The sequence below is a fragment of the Luteimonas rhizosphaericola genome (assembly GCF_029888045.1).
Classification (GTDB): domain Bacteria; phylum Pseudomonadota; class Gammaproteobacteria; order Xanthomonadales; family Xanthomonadaceae; genus Luteimonas; species Luteimonas rhizosphaericola.
Genome location: NZ_JARXRN010000028.1, coordinates 102,367 through 116,692, shown reverse-complemented (window position 1 = coordinate 116,692; position 14,326 = coordinate 102,367). Strand labels below are relative to the sequence as shown.

Annotated in this window: 14 protein-coding genes; 7 read left to right on the top strand and 7 right to left on the bottom strand. The window is 73.1% G+C overall.

Translation table 11 applies throughout. From position 1 onward, the window contains the following. Positions 1 to 249: 249 nt before the first annotated feature. From ubiB to oleC, 5 genes are all read right to left on the bottom strand, one after another. Entirely contained in the window at positions 250 to 1,920 is a 1,671-nt protein-coding gene (ubiB, locus tag QFW80_RS13100) for a ubiquinone biosynthesis regulatory protein kinase UbiB (protein WP_280602419.1), read from the bottom strand. Next, the gene (locus QFW80_RS13095) at positions 1,917 to 2,567 is read right to left on the bottom strand and encodes a ubiquinone biosynthesis accessory factor UbiJ (RefSeq protein WP_280602418.1); all 651 of its coding nucleotides are present in this window, start codon (positions 2,565 to 2,567) and stop codon (positions 1,917 to 1,919) included. Before QFW80_RS13095 ends, ubiB begins: the two co-directional genes overlap by 4 nt. Positions 2,568 to 2,675: 108 nt before the next feature. Beyond that, positions 2,676 to 2,834: a DUF1328 domain-containing protein gene (locus QFW80_RS13090; RefSeq protein WP_149102795.1), complete on the bottom strand. Its 159-nt coding sequence runs from the start codon at positions 2,832 to 2,834 to the stop codon at positions 2,676 to 2,678. A gap of 395 nt (positions 2,835 to 3,229) precedes the next feature. After that, positions 3,230 to 4,243 carry a 2-alkyl-3-oxoalkanoate reductase gene (gene oleD / locus QFW80_RS13085; protein WP_280602417.1) on the bottom strand — a complete coding sequence of 338 codons (1,014 nt, stop codon included), beginning with the start codon at positions 4,241 to 4,243 and terminating at the stop codon, positions 3,230 to 3,232. Further along, positions 4,240 to 5,880, bottom strand: a complete 1,641-nt coding sequence (gene oleC, locus QFW80_RS13080) for an olefin beta-lactone synthetase (RefSeq protein ID WP_280602416.1) — start codon at positions 5,878 to 5,880, stop codon at positions 4,240 to 4,242. The genes oleD and oleC overlap by 4 nt, the downstream gene beginning before the upstream one ends. A 103-nt stretch (positions 5,881 to 5,983) precedes the next feature. On the opposite strand from oleC, the gene QFW80_RS13075 reads away from it, so the two are divergent. The 3 genes from QFW80_RS13075 to QFW80_RS13065 all read left to right on the top strand — a co-directional run bounded on the left by QFW80_RS13075 (position 5,984) and on the right by QFW80_RS13065 (position 7,790). Further along, positions 5,984 to 6,634 carry a TenA family protein gene (locus QFW80_RS13075; protein WP_280602415.1) on the top strand — a complete coding sequence of 217 codons (651 nt, stop codon included), beginning with the start codon at positions 5,984 to 5,986 and terminating at the stop codon, positions 6,632 to 6,634. After that, positions 6,634 to 7,299 (top strand): thiaminase II, encoded by a 666-nt coding sequence (gene tenA, locus QFW80_RS13070; RefSeq protein WP_280602414.1) that lies wholly within the window; start codon positions 6,634 to 6,636, stop codon positions 7,297 to 7,299. The genes QFW80_RS13075 and tenA overlap by 1 nt, the downstream gene beginning before the upstream one ends. A 62-nt stretch (positions 7,300 to 7,361) precedes the next feature. Then, positions 7,362 to 7,790, top strand: a complete 429-nt coding sequence (locus tag QFW80_RS13065) for a YkgJ family cysteine cluster protein (RefSeq protein ID WP_280602413.1) — start codon at positions 7,362 to 7,364, stop codon at positions 7,788 to 7,790. 70 nt (positions 7,791 to 7,860) lie between these two features. Here QFW80_RS13065 and QFW80_RS13060 read toward each other — a convergent pair whose 3' ends face one another. After that, the gene (locus QFW80_RS13060; protein WP_425603580.1) at positions 7,861 to 8,766 is read right to left on the bottom strand and encodes an alpha/beta fold hydrolase; all 906 of its coding nucleotides are present in this window, start codon (positions 8,764 to 8,766) and stop codon (positions 7,861 to 7,863) included. A 205-nt stretch (positions 8,767 to 8,971) separates the two neighbouring features. Here QFW80_RS13060 and QFW80_RS13055 point away from each other — a divergent pair, with 205 nt between their 5' ends. Together QFW80_RS13055 and QFW80_RS13050 are read left to right on the top strand one after the other, a co-directional pair. Then, on the top strand, positions 8,972 to 9,484 hold the full coding sequence (locus QFW80_RS13055; protein WP_280602412.1) for a biliverdin-producing heme oxygenase: 513 nt from the start codon (positions 8,972 to 8,974) through the stop codon (positions 9,482 to 9,484). Next, positions 9,484 to 11,205 (top strand): GAF domain-containing protein, encoded by a 1,722-nt coding sequence (locus QFW80_RS13050; protein WP_280602411.1) that lies wholly within the window; start codon positions 9,484 to 9,486, stop codon positions 11,203 to 11,205. The genes QFW80_RS13055 and QFW80_RS13050 overlap by 1 nt, the downstream gene beginning before the upstream one ends. A 189-nt stretch (positions 11,206 to 11,394) precedes the next feature. Here the strand turns inward: QFW80_RS13050 and QFW80_RS13045 are convergent, their stop codons facing one another. Next, the gene (locus QFW80_RS13045) at positions 11,395 to 12,402 is read right to left on the bottom strand and encodes a siroheme synthase (RefSeq protein ID WP_280602410.1); all 1,008 of its coding nucleotides are present in this window, start codon (positions 12,400 to 12,402) and stop codon (positions 11,395 to 11,397) included. Positions 12,403 to 12,498: 96 nt separating this feature from the next. Between QFW80_RS13045 and QFW80_RS13040 the strand changes: the two genes are divergently transcribed. Continuing rightward, positions 12,499 to 13,074: an ANTAR domain-containing response regulator gene (locus QFW80_RS13040; RefSeq protein ID WP_280602409.1), complete on the top strand. Its 576-nt coding sequence runs from the start codon at positions 12,499 to 12,501 to the stop codon at positions 13,072 to 13,074. Then, complete coding sequence (locus QFW80_RS13035) at positions 13,071 to 14,147, top strand: CmpA/NrtA family ABC transporter substrate-binding protein (RefSeq protein ID WP_280602408.1); 1,077 nt, start codon at positions 13,071 to 13,073, stop codon at positions 14,145 to 14,147. Before QFW80_RS13040 ends, QFW80_RS13035 begins: the two co-directional genes overlap by 4 nt. Positions 14,148 to 14,326: the final 179 nt, after the last annotated feature.

The window sequence follows — 14,326 nt, the reverse complement described above, 5'->3', positions numbered from 1 at the left end:
CGATGGTGCCGCACGGCGTCCCTTCCGCCGGCACCGCGTGCATGGGCAGCGCAGGCCGGGACATCCATGATGCCAGTTTCCGGCGCCACCCGGACCTTTGACGGGCGGCGGCGACCGATGTGACCGGATAGGTCGGGAGCGGGGCGAGCGGTGCGCACGCGAGCGGGCGCATCGACACCGGCTGGGGAGCGCGAGCGCTTTTCCCGGGGCGGCGCGCGGCGGCGGAGCGCGCGCCGGTGGGTCGGAACGCTAGCCGCGCCTCGGCAGCGCGGCGAGGATCGCCCACAGGCCGCCGATGCCGGCGACCCAGGAGGACAGGGGCACGCCGACCAGCGCAGGCCCGCCGGCCTCGAGCGCGTACAGCACCGCGGCGGCGATCAGCAGCCCCACGCCGAGGATCGCGGCGACGATCCGGCGCTGCATGGCCTTGAGCGTCTGCGTGATCTCGACGATGTCGCGCGAGCGCATGCGCAGTTCGTGCCGGCCCTCGACCTGCTGCTGCAGCCAGGCGTGCAGCAGGCGCGGCATCTCCGGCGCGCGGGTGACCATCTCGGGCATGCGCTTGCGGAACTCGGCCGCCAGCCGCTGCGGACTGTAGCGCTCGACCAGGATGCGTTCGAGCACCGGCCGCGCGACCGCCCAGATGTCGATCTTCGGATCGAGCAGGCGGCCGATGCCCTCGATGGTGAGCAGCGTCTTCTGCATCAGGATCAGCTGCGGCTGCAGGGTCAGCTCGTAGCGCTGCGCGGTGCGGAACAGCTTGCCCAGCACCTCGCCCAGCGAGATCTCCGACAGCGGCCGGGTGAAATACGGCTCGCACACCGCGCGCGCCGCGGCCTCGAGCTCGTCGATGCGGATGGTCGCGGGCATCCAGCCGGCCTGCACGTGCAGTTCGGCCACCCGCCGGTAATCCTTGTTGAAGATCGCCATGAAGTTCTCGGCGAGGTAGTACTGGTCCTCGCTGGAGAGCTGGCCCATGATCCCGAAATCCAGGGCGATGAAGCGCGGGTTCTCGCGCCGTTCCGGGTCGACCCAGATGTTGCCGGCATGCGCGTCGGCGTGGAAGAAGTTGTCGCGGAACACCTGGGTGTAGAACACGCGCACGCCCTTGGCGGCCAGGGCGCTGCGGTCGATGCCCGCGGCGTCGAGCGCGGCGATGTCGTCGCTGTTGATGCCGCGCACGCGCTCGAGCGTGAGCACGCGCTGCGCGGTGTGGGTCCAGATCGGCTCGGGCACGTAGAGGTCGGCCGAATCGAGCCAGTTTCGCCGCAGCACCGAGGCGTTGGCGCCTTCGCGCTGCAGGTCGAGTTCGGCCGCCAGCGTGTTCTCGATCTCGGCCACGATCTCGCGCGGGCGGATCTTGTCGGCGTTGGGATGGGTGCGGTCGACCAGCGCGGCGAGGCTGCGCAGCAGCGAGATGTCGCCGGCGATCTGTTTCTCGATCGAAGGCCGCAGCACCTTCACCACCACTTCGCGCGGCGCCGCGGCGTCGACCGCATGCAGGGTGGCGGCATGCACCTGCGCGATCGAGGCCGAGGCCAGCGGCACGGTCTCGAACGCGGCGTACAGCGTGGCCACCGGCGCGCCGAGTTCGGATTCGACGATCGCGCGCGCGGCGTCGCCGTCGAACGGAGCCACCTGGTCCTGCAGCAATGCGAGCTCGTCGACCAGGTCGGGCGGCAGCAGGTCGCGACGGGTGGAGAGGATCTGGCCGAACTTGACGAAGATCGGACCGAGTTCCTGCAGCGCCAGCCGCAGTCGCGCGCCGCGTGGCTGGGCCGCGATCGCCGCCTGCGCACGCGGTACGAATGGCCGCATCAGCTTCAGCCAGCGCTCGGCGGGCGTCTGGTCGAGCAGGTCGTCCAGGCGATAGCGCAGCAGCACGCGGCCGATGCGCGCGGCGCGACGCACGCTGCTCAAGCCGCAGCCCCGGACCGACCGCCCAGGCGCGCGACGCGCGCGGCGATGCGGTCGACATCCTCGCGCAGTACGTCGACGTCGTCGAGGAAGGCATCGAGCTCGGCGCGCGCGACCACGTCGCGCGATTCCTCGGTCACGTACTCGGCCGCGCTCTGCGCCAGGTTGCGACCGAGCGTGCGCGCCTGTCCCAGCGCGCCGGCGAAGGCGTTGGCCAGCTGCACGCCGACCACCTCTCCGAACACCGACACGAACGGCTGCTGCCAGTCCGGATCGAAGCGCTCGGCCAGCCGCTGCAGCTGGCGCGCGAGTTCGGCGTCGCCCGACACCCGCACCCGGCCGACCGGCGCGACGTCGTCCCGGCGCAGGAACGGCAGCTGCCCGAGCATGCCGGCGAGGGTGGTGCTGACCGCGAGGTCGGGTTCGGCGCCGGCATCGGCCGGCCCGACCACGAGCCGGTCGCCCGACACCTGCAGCGACAGGGCCAGCGGGGGCGAGGTCACGGTCAGCGTGATGCGTCGGCCGTCGAGCCGGCCCAGCGCGTCGCGGGTGTCGGGATCCAGCGCGAGCGCGCGGTTGAGCGCCGCCTCCAGCGCGCGGCCGGCGATCGGCTTGATCGCATCGAATGGCGAGGGCGGGAAGATGGCCATGCGGCATTGTAGCGGCAGCCCCGGGTGCCGCGCGGGCGAGAGGCTGGCATGAAAAAGGGCCCGCCGATCGGCGGGCCCTGGTGCGGTTCGCGCGATGCGCGCGGCGCGCTAGACGCGCTTGCCGCGCAGCAGCGACACGATCGCCAGGATCACGAACACCACGAACAGGATCCAGGCGATGTTGGTGGCCGCACCGGCGACGCCGCTGAAACCGAGGACGGCGGCGATGAGCGCGATGACGAAGAAGATGACGGCGTATCTGAGCATGGAACGTCTCCTGGGCGGCGGCCATGGGGCCGCGAGGGATTGGGGGCGCAGGGGAACGCTACGCGGGCCCGGGTCGCGGCCGGGTGAGCGCGGGGTGATCGGGTCGTGAAAAGCGGCGGCCATTGGCGAGCGACCCGCGACCCGGGATGTCGACGTCCGCCGCGGCGGGGCTGCAGACGGCACCAGAGCCGGCGATCCGGTCGCGCCTACGCACTGGTCACCAGCGGACGCGCGCCCGCCACCGCAGCTGACGCCCGCGTCGACCTGTGAAGAGGCGCGAGGCCGCTCCGGGCGCTCGCGTCGCCAGCGCCATCACGCGCTCGCCGGACCGCCGGCTGCGACGACGGAGGCAGGCGCCGTCGCGCGCAACGGACGCGGCGCACCGAAGGCCGGGCTCAGTCCCGCTGCAGCGAGTCCCGCAGGCGCCGCAGTCCTTCGGCAATGGACACCCGCGGCACGTAGCCGAAGTCGCGCGTCGCCGGGGCCATCGAGTACCAGTGCGTCGTGCTCAGCTGTTCGGCCAGGAAGCGCGTCATCGGCGGCTCGCCGCGCAGCCGCAGCAGCGGCCACAGCGTCTCACACGCCGCGCCGATCGCGTAGGCCAGTCCGAACGGAATGCTGCCGCGCACCTGCGGCGCACCCGCCGCGGCCAGCAGCGCGTTGACGATGTCGCGCGTCGGCATCGGCTCGCCGTTGCTGATGAAATACGCGCGGCCCGCGCAGGCGGCGTCCGGGACCAGATGGTCGAACGCGTCGAAATGCGCCTGTGCGGCGTTGTCGATGTAGGTGGTGTCGATCAGGTTGTCGCCGCCGCCCACGAAGCGCAGCCGTCCGGCCTTCGCGCGTTCGACCAGACGCGGCAGGATCTGCTGGTCGCCCGGCCCCCAGATCAGCCGCGGGCGCAGGGCGATGGTGGCCAGCCGGGAGCCGTCCGCCAGCGCGGTCCCGTTCGCGGCCAGCACCTCGCGCTCGGCGATCTGCTTGGTGGTGGCATAGGGCGCCTTGAAGCCTTCGCCGTAGGGCACCTCGTCGGCCGTGCCGCCTGCCACCGGATGGGTCTTGCGATGGGTCACGCTGGGCGTGGACGTGTAGACCAGCCGCCCGATGCGATGCGCGACGCAGGCCGCCAGCACGTTGCGCGTACCGACCACGTTCGCCTGGTGGTAGCTCTCGTAGCTGCCCCAGGCGCCGGCCTTCGCGGCATTGTGGAACACCGCCTCCGCGTCCTCCAAGGCGGTGCGCACGGCCCCGGCATCGGCCAGGTCGCCGCGCAGCTGGCGCACGCCCAGCGCATCGAGCGCCGGATAGTGGCCGCGATTGAAGCTGGACACCTCGTGGCCGCGCTCGACCAGGCTGCGGCACAGCGCCTGCCCGAGGAAGCCACCGCCGCCGGTGACGAGGATCTTCATGCAGGCCTCCTGGCCGCGACCCAGCGCGCGAGCGTCTCGCGGCCGATCTTGGCGTTGTGGCGGATGTCGACGGGAAAACCGGGATGGAACGCGATCCGTTCGATGCGCGCGGTGTGCGGCAGTCGCGCGCCGATCGAGCGCAGCTCGCGGGCGATGCGCCCGCGCTCGCGGCGCGCGGTGCCCGGCATGGTTTCGACGCACAGCACAGGCTGCTGCGCGCCGGGCGCGCCGATGCCCACCAGCGCGGTCCGCCGCACGTCGGGGTGCACGTTGAACACCGGTTCGACCTGCTCGGTGTACAGCGGGCCGTCGACTGTTTCGACGCGATGCGATTTGCGTCCGCAGAACCAGAGGCGTCCGTCCTGGTCGAAATATCCCACATCGCCCATGCGGTGCACGATGCGCTCGCGGCCATCGGCAAGGCACTCGCGGATCTTCGCCAGCCGGGTCTGCGCCTCGCGGTTGAAATAGCTGTCGGTGGCGGTTGGCCCGGCCACGGTGATCTCGCCCACCTCACCGGGCGCGACCAGCAGCACATCCGACCAGTCCTCGATCGCCGCGTCGTCGATGCGGATGATGCGCACCTCGTTCGGTGCCACCGCGCGGCCGACACAGGTGCCGGCGCCCTGCTCGGTGCGCTCGCGCAGCGCCAGCAGCTCGCGGCCCTCGACCACCGCCACCGGCAGGCACTCGGTGGCGCCGTACGGGGTCCAGAAGCGCGCATCGGCGGGCAGCAGTTCCAGCATCCGCGCCACCACCGCGGGCGGCACCGGCGCGCCGGCCGAGGTCACGCGCCGCACCGTCGGCAAACGCGCGCCGTGGTCGGCCAGCACCCGCATCAACGCCGGCGAGCCGAACAGCTGGTCGACGCCGAAGCGCGCGATCGCCGCGTGCAGCTTCGCCGGATCGGCATCGGCCGGGCGCGTGGGATCCATGTCCGGAATGATCGAGGTCAGCCCCAGCGCGGGATCGAACAGCGCGAACGGCGGGAACGTGGGGAAGTCGATGCCGCCGGCCTCGATGCCGAACGCCGCCCGCAGCAGGTCGATCTGCGCGACGAAGTGGCGGTGGCGGTAGACCACGCCCTTGGGCACGCCGGTCGAGCCGCTGGTGAACAGGATCGCGGCGAGGTCGTCGGGCCGGGTGTCGCTCAGTTGCGGTCCGGCGCCCGCGCCTTCCCGCTCGACAGCCGCCAGCGTCGCATCGGCCAGCCACGCGCGTGTCCCGGTGGTGATGCGCATCCGCGCCGAACGCGCCCAGCCCAGCACCACGCGCGCCAGCTGCGCCAGCGGGATGCCGATGAACGCCTCGGGCTGCGCCTCGTCCAGGCACTGGCGCAGCGCGCGCCGGTCGATGCCGGGATCCACCAGCACCGGTACCGCGCCGGCCTTGAACAGGGCGAACATCAGCAGGAAGAACTCCGGCGTGGGCCGCACCATGAGCACCGTGCGCGTCCCGCGCGCAATCCCGCGCCGCGCCAGGCCCGCGGCGATCGCGTCGCTGCGCGCATCCAGTTCGCCGTAGGTGAGCCGAACGGCATAGTCGCCGCGCGGGCCCGGGCAGCGGATGGCCACGCGCGAAGGCGCTTCGGCTGCCAGGCGCGGCAACGCCGCGGCGATGTTGCAGGGAGCGATCATCGCCGGATTATCGCCGACCCTCCGCGGGGTCGCGCGCATGGACGCCGCCGTTGCGGTGGCCGACAATCGCCCGCCGCGCGCCCGCCCCCGGCCTGGAGGACAGATGGACCCACGTTTCAGCGAACGCCTGCGTGCCGGCAGCGAGCCGGCCTGGTCGCGCGCGGTGCGGCACCGGTTCGTGCAGGAGCTCTGCAGCGGCCGGATCGCCGATGCGGACATGGCGCGCTACCTGGTGCAGGACCACCGCTTCATCGACGCCTTCGTGACCCTGGTCGGCGCCGCCGTCGCCAGCGCCGACAGCTTCGCGGCGCGGCTGCGGCTGGGCCGCTTCCTGGGCATGGTCTGCAGCGAGGAGAACGACTACTTCCTGCGCGCGTTCGCAGCCCTCGGCATCGACGAAGCCACCCAGGCGGCGGCGCCCGACGCCGCGCCCACCGCCGGCTTCAAGGCCCTGATGCGCGAGGCGGCGGCGACGCGCTCGTACGCGGCGGTGCTGGCCGTGCTCAACGTGGCCGAAGGGCTGTACCTGGACTGGGCCGGGCGCGCGCCACGGCCGCTGCCGGACAACTTCGTGCACGCCGAGTGGATCACCCTGCACGACAACCCGTTCTTCCGCGAGTTCGTCGCCTTCCTGCGCGAGGAGCTCGACCGCGTCGGCCCATCCGAAGAAGTGCTGGCGCGCGGCTTCTTCGAACGCGCGGTGGCGCTGGAGCTGGCGTTCTTCGATGCCGTGTATGCGGAAGGGGACAGCTGATGTCCCTGCTCGAACGGCTCAAGGCCGCCGCCCGCGACGACTGGACCGGCTACGTCGACCACGCCTTCGTGCGCGGCCTGGGCGACGGCACCCTGCCCGCTTCCGCGTTCCGCCAGTACCTGGTGCAGGACTACCTGTTCCTGATCCAGTTCGCGCGGGCGCACGCGCTGGCCGCGGGCAAGGCGCGCACGCTGGCCGACATGCGCGCGGCCAAGGAGGGGCTGGCCGCGATCGTGGACGTGGAGATGCAGCTGCACCTTCGCCTGTGCGAGCGCTGGGGGCTGACGGCCGCCGAAGTGGAAGCCACGCCGGAGCATGCGGCCACCGTGGCCTATACCCGCTGGGTGCTGGACATCGGCATGTCGGGCGACCTGCTCGACCTGCAGGTGGCGCTGACACCCTGCACCCTGGGCTACGCCGAGATCGGGCGCCGGCTCGCGCCCGAAGGGGCCGGGGCGCTCGATGCCGCGCACCCCTACCGCGAGTGGATCGGCGAGTACGCGGGCGAGGCCTTCCAGTCCGTGGCGGCCGGCGCGCATGCCTGGCTGGACGATCTCGACCGGCGCTACGGCAGCCCCGCCCGGTTCCCCGAGCTGGTGGCGATCTTCGCCAAGGCGGCGCGGCTGGAAGCCGGCTTCTGGCAGATGGGGCTCGACGCCGCCTGAGCGCTTGCGCGGCGCCACGGACGGCTGGAAGAATCCGCATCCCAGTCCGCCGGTCCGCCCCGATGCCCCACCCCTGCCTGAGCTGCGGCGCCTGCTGTACGCAGTACCGGGTGGCGTTCCACTGGATGGAGTCGGACGAGGCCACCGAGGGCGGCGTTCCCGCCGCCATGACCGAACGCCTGGACGCGCATCGGCTGTGCATGCGCGGCACCTACAGCGCGCCCGTCCACTGCGTGGCCCTGGATGCACGGATCGGCGAGTACTCGCGCTGCACCATCCACCCGCGCAGGCCGTCGGTGTGCCGCGACGTGGACGCTTCCTGGGAGTACGGCTCGCCCAGCGCACAGTGCGACAAGGCGCGGCTGGCACATGGCCTGCCGCTGCTGACCGCGGCCGACTGGCGCTGGCGCGACGGTGCCGACAACGACGACCAGCCCGACGACAACGGCAACAGCCCGCCCACGCCCCGGCTGCCGCCGGTAGCCGCCTAGCCGCTCCCCGTCCGCGATGCCGGACGCGTCGGCGCCACGCGCCGGCGCTGCGGCGGGCCCCGCGCCGCCGCTACCGCAGCGGGTGCGCGTCGAGGAAGGCGCGGATCGCCGGCACCAGCACCTCGTGCCGGTCTTCGAGCACGTAGTGACCGGCATCTTCGAACGCATGCACCTCGGCCTGCGGCCACGCGGCGCGGAAGCGGCCCAGGAAGTCGCGGTCGAACACGAAGTCCTTCAGGCCCCAGCCGAGGAAGGCGGGCCGGTCGGCGTAGGTGGCGAGGCGCTCACCGGCGGCTGCCACCAGCGGCCAGGCGCGGTCGCCCTCGCCCAGCGGGATGTCCTGCATGAAGCGCACGGTGGCGATGCGGTTGCGCCAGCTGTCATAGGGCGCCACGTAGGCGCGGCGCACGTCGCGCGGCATCCGCCGCTCCACGCCCAGGCGCGAGGCGCCCGCGGAGAAGGCGTTGAGGCCGCGGATCACCAGCTCGCCCACGTGGTAGTCGCGCCCCAGCGCGATCTGCCACGGCATCGGCTTGCCGGCAGGCATCGGGAACGCGGCGGTGTTGAGCACCACCAGGCGCCGCACCCGCTCCGGCGCGGCAAGCGCCCAGCCGAACCCAATCATGCCGCCCCAGTCGTGCACCGCCAGGCTCAGCGGGCCGTCGATGCCCAGGTGCGCGAGCAGCGCGCCGACGTCGTCGACCCGCGACTGCAGGGTGTAGTCGTAGCGCGGCAGGGCGTCGCCGGCATCGTCGGGCTTGTCCGACAGCCCCATGCCAATGTGGTCGGGCACGATCACGCGGTAGCGGTCGCGCAGGCCGTGGACCAGATGGCGCCAGTAGTAGCTCCACGAGGGGTTGCCGTGCAGCGCCAGCACCACCTCGCCCTCGCGGGGACCTTCGTCCAGATAGTGCATCCGCGTCCCGGGACGGACCTCGAATCGATGGCTGGCGAAGTCGTAATCGGGGTAGGCCACGTGAACTGGACAGGTTCGTGAAGACGCCCATTGTAGCGATGGCGCGGCATGCAGACGGTTTGCTCATCTTCCTGAACCGCCCGAGGCGGCAACCCGCGTACGGGCCGGTATCCTTTCCGCCATCAATGCCGCCTACGCCCCGGGCACCACGTCCATTCCCTCCATCGGCGGGGCACGGGCGCGTCTGCGCGCCGCCACCGCCGAAGTGCACGGACAGGTCGACGGGCTGTTCCCGCAGGGGCTGGATTCGGTCGACGCCTACCGCCGCTACCTCCTGGGCATGCACCGTTTCGCCGCCGACTACGAATGCGCGATCGACGCCGTGCCGCGTCACTCGGCCTGGCTCGCCCGCGACCTCACCACCCTCTCGCTGCTGCCGCTCGCGGCCGAGGGCGAGCGCCGGCAGGCGGCGGGCCACGCCACCCGCCTGGGCTGGCGCTACGTGATGGCCGGCAGCAGCATGGGCGCGCGCGCGCTGCTGCGCGACGCCCGCAGGCTCGGCTTCGACCGCGACCTGGGCGCGCACTTCCTCGACCGCCACGCCACCGGCGACGACTGGCAGCGGGTGCAGGCCCAGCTCGAAGCGCTGGATGTCGGCGACGCGCTGCACATGCGCCAGGCCGAGGACGGCGCGCGTGCCGCGTTCGCGCTGGTGCGCGCCTGCTTCGAGCGCAGTTTCGACCGCATTCCCGTCGTACACGGAAAGGAGTCGCGATGATGACCCCCGAACTCGAGCGCGCGCTGCAGGTCTGCGCCAACGAGCCGATCCACCTGTCGGGTGCGATCCAGCCGCACGGGTATCTCGTCAGCTGCCGGCTGCCGGACTGGTCGATCCACCACGTCTCGGCCAACATCGAGGCGCTCACCGCGGTGGCGCCGGAAGACATGCTGCGCCATTCGCTGCGCGAGTTCATCACCGACGACGTGATCCAGACCATCGCCGAGGCGGTCGATTTCAGCGAACCCGGCGCGCCGGCGCAGCGCGCCGCCGTGGCCAACATCGGCCCGCTCGCGACGCTGTGCGAAGTGGGTGTGCACGTGGCCGACGGCCTGGTGCACATCGAGATCGAGCCGCAGGCGCGGGGCGCCGGCGAACGGTCGCCGACGGTGGTGGCGCAGGCGATGATCGCGCGCGTGGCCCAAGGCGGCGCCGACGCCACCTTCCACCAGCGCGTGGCCGAGCAGGTGCGCCTGCTCACCGGCTACGACCGGGTGATGGTCTACCGCTTCCTGCACGACGACTCGGGCGAGGTGGTGGCCGAATCGCGCGACTCGGCGATGCCGCCCTACCTGGGCTTGCGCTATCCGGCGTCCGACATCCCGCCGCAGGCGCGCCGCCTGTACCTGCACAACCGCATCCGCGTGATTCCCGACGCGCGCTACGCGCCGGTGCCGATTCTGCCCGACCGCAACGTGCGCGGCGAACCGCTCGACCTAGGGCAGCTGTCGCTGCGCAGCGTCTCGCCGGTGCACCTGGAATACCTGGCGAACATGGGCGTGGCCGCGTCGATGTCGATCTCGATCGTCGCCGGCGGCCGCCTGTGGGGCCTGATCGCCTGCCACCATCGCGGGGTGCGCCACCTCACGCCGGGCGTGCGCGCGGCGGCCGACCTGTTCGGCCTGTTCGTGTCGATGCGCGTGGCCGCGCGGGAACAGCAGGAGGCCGCGCGTACCGAGGAAGAGGCGCGCGGGGTCCGCGACACCCTCGCGGTGCGCCTGGCCCACGCCAGCGACCCGCGCCTGGCGCTGGCCAGCGAGCTCGACCTGCTGCTGCGTGCGCTGCGCGCCGACGGCGTGGCCCTGCTGCAGTCCGGGCGCTGGCACAGCGCCGGCCGCACGCCGCCGGCCGAACGCATCCCCGACCTGCTCGGCTGGCTGGCGCGCGTGTCCGGCCCGGGCGCCCCCGCGTGCACCGACCGCGCGGACGACTGGAGTCCGTCGCCGGAAGCGGCCGACGGCATCGCCGGCGTGCTGGCGCTGGCGCTCGATCCGGCGCGCGACGAGTGGCTGCTGTATTTCCGCTGCGAGCAGATCGAGGACGTGCGCTGGGCCGGCCGCCCGGACGAACCGTTCGTGCTCGACGACGACGGCACCCGGATCGGACCGCGCAAGAGTTTCGGTGCCTGGCACGAGACCGTGCGCGGCAGCAGCGAACCCTGGAGTGATGCCGACCTGCGCGCGGCCGCGCGCATGGGTCTGGTGCTGCGCGAATACTGTCGCCGCGCGGGGGGCCCGGCGACCGAGGTCGGCGACCTGCGCGGTCGCCGCAGCCGCCTGGACGTGCGCCAGCATCGCGACCGGCTGGTCCAGCTGTCGGAACTGCTCGACGGCCTGGTGCACGTCAGCCCGGCGGAAACCGCGCTGCTGGCCGAACGCATCGCCCGGCTCGAGGACGACCTGCAGTCGCTGATCACGTCGGCGAGCGTCGCCGCGGAGTAGCCGGGGCAGCGTCGCACGGCCGCGCGGGCGACGCCTCAGCCGCTGGCGAAGCGACGCTGGCTGCATGCTGCGATTCCGGCCTGGCCCGGGCTTCGCCGCCGCGTCCCCGCCACGTGTCCTGGAGCTGCCGCGCGTCGCATGCAGCCGCGGGCGGATGGAACGCGCCGGACCCGCAACGCGGGCTGGCGTCTATGCGTCGACGCTCCGGCCCGCGTCCGGCCCGGCGATGCCGGCATGCACTTCGCAGGGCCACGTCGCGTCGCCGAGCGCGGCCGCGATGGGTGCGAAGGGCGCCTCGCGGAACCCGTCGCCAGGCCGCAGCCAGACCACGTGGCGCCCGGCATCGGCGTGCTCGCGCACGCGCGCGGCGCAGGCGGCCGGATCGTCGGGCGCGGCCTCGCGGGTGGCGTCCTTGCGCGCCAGCGCCAGCACCGGCGCCGCGACCGCGCCGTCCACCAGCAGCACGTCGGCCAGGTTCATCGCCCGCAAGGCGGCGAGCGTGAGCTGCCCCGGATCGCCCGGCCCGGTGCCGACCAGGCTGGCGCGCCCCCCGGCGGGGACCGCCCCGGCGTCGTCCAGCATCGCCACGAACGCGCGCTCCGCGTCCGCCTCGCGTCCGGCGCGCAACAGCGCCAACACCGGGCCGTCGATCACCGCGTCGAACCAGCGTCGCCGGTGGCCGAGCTCGGGCAGGCGCGTGCGGATCGCGCCGCGGTGGCGCGCGAACAGGCCGGCGAGCGCCCCCAGCGCGGGATCGAGTTCGGTCTCCAGGCGCTCGCGCAGCCGCCGCGCCAGCATCGGCGCCGCGCCTCCGGAGGAGATCGCCAGCTGCAGCGGCGCGCGATCGATCACCGCCGGCACCTGGAACGTCGACAGCGCGGCATCGTCGACCACGTTGGCGAAGCGGTGCCGCGCCCCCGCCTCCGCGGCCAGCGCGGCATTGAACGCCCCGTCGTCGGTAGCCACCACCGTCAGCCAGGCGCCGTCGATCCAGGCCGGATCGAAGTCGCCCGCCAGGCGCTCCAGCCGTCCCGCGTCGATCCATCCGGCCAACGCCGGATGCACCTCGTGCGCGTGCAGGCGCACCCGGGCCCCGGCGTGCAGCAGCGCCTCGACCTTGCGCAGCGCCACCTCGCCGCCGCCGACGACCAGCACCTCGCGCCCGGCGAGGTCGGCGAACAGGGGATACAGCGGCATCGGCGATCCTCCTTGGCAAACCGCATCGGCTGCGATTATGTTGCAGGGCAACATAACGCCACTCCCCACATCCCGCCAGCCAGCCCGCCGCCAGGCATGCCCCGCATCCTCCTCATCAGCGACACGGCCAAGCCGATCGGCGAGCTGCGGGCGGCGCTGGTCGACGCCGGGCACGAGGTGCTGGACGTCGTGGACGGAGTGTCCACCCTGCTCAAGGTGGTGGAGGCGCACCGGCCGGACGTGGTGATCCTGGACGTCGATTCGCCCTCGCGCGACGCGCTGGAACAGCTGGCCATGCTGCACCGCCACGCGCCGCGCCCGGTGGTGATGTTCTCGGCCAACGGCGACGAGCAGCTGATCCGCGCCGCGGTCGGCGCCGGTGTGGCCGCCTACGTGGTCGACGGACTGGCGCCGGCACGGCTGCGGCCGATCATCCAGGTGGCGCTGGCGCGCTTCGAACAGGAAGCGCAGCTGCGCCAGCAGCTCGAAGGCGTGCAGCAGCAGCTGCAGGACCGCAAGCAGATCGAACAGGCCAAGGGCCTGCTGATGGAGAAACGCGGCATGAGCGAACGCGATGCCTACGCGGCGCTGCGCCAGCAGGCGATGCGGCAGAACCTCAAGCTGGCGGACGTGGCGCGCCGCATCCTGTCGATGGCGGACCTGCTGGGATGACGCACATCGCCGGACCGCTTCGCCCCCTGCGCATCGGCTTCATGCCGCTGGTGGACTGCGCGCCGCTGCTGGTGGCGACGCGGATGGGGTTCGACCGCGCGCACGGCCTGCAGCTGGACCTGCGGCGGCAGGGCTCGTGGGCGGCGGTGCGCGACAAGCTGCTGTCGGGCGAGCTCGATGCCGCGCACGCGCTGGCCGGCATGGTCTACGGCATCGATACCGGCATCGGCGGGCCGCAGGCGCCCATGGCGGTGCTGATGGCACTCAACCACAACGGCCAGGCGATCGTGCTCGCGCCGGCGGCGGCGCAGCGGCTGCGTGCCGGCGCGACGCTGCGCGAGGCGCTGGACGTGCCGGCGCGGCGACCGCAGCTGGCGCAGACCTTTCCCACCGGTACCCACGCGATGTGGCTGTACTACTGGCTGGCGGCGCAGGGGGTCGACCCGCTGCACGACGTCCAGGCGCTGACGCTGCCGCCGCCGGAGATGCCCGCCGCGTTGGCGCGCGGCGACCTGCAGGGCTACTGCGCCGGGGAGCCCTGGGCGGCGCAGGCCGAGGCGCTCGGCGCCGGCGCGCGGGTGATCCGCAGCGGCGAGATCTGGCCCGGGCATCCGGAAAAGGTGCTCGCCTGCCGGCGCGCGTTCGCGGCGCTGGAACCGGAGGTCGCGACCGCGCTCACCGCGGCGGTGCTCGAGGCCTGCCGCTGGCTGGACGCGGACCCCGACCATCGTGCCCGCGCCGCGCGTTGGCTGGCCGACGACGGCGCGATCGATCTGCCCGCGGACAGCCTGCGCGACTGCCTGCTGCCGCCCGACATCGTCCCCGCTTCCGCCCGCCTGCGCTTCCACGGCGATGGCGAGGTGAACTTTCCGTGGCTGTCGGACGGGCGCTGGTTCCTGCACCAGTTCCGCCGCTGGGGCTGGCTGGACGCGGACGCGACCGGCGACGACGCCCGGGTGGCGGAGATCCACCGCCTCGACAGCTACCGGCTGGCGGCGTTGCAGGTCGGCGTGCCGCTCCCGCGCGGCGAGACGCGCACCAGCGTGCTGTTCGACGGGATGCGCTGGGAATAGCGCTCCGCGGTCGTAGGCATGCGATCGCGCGAGCACATGCTTGCGACCGGTCCCAGGTTCTCCCCGGCGTGGACGAGCGGCGACTGCGGTCGCGACAGGCAACGCGATCGCGGCAATGATGGTCGCCAATGGAGCGCAGGACGCGCCTTCGGGCGGGCCGAAGGGGTCCGGGCGAGGGT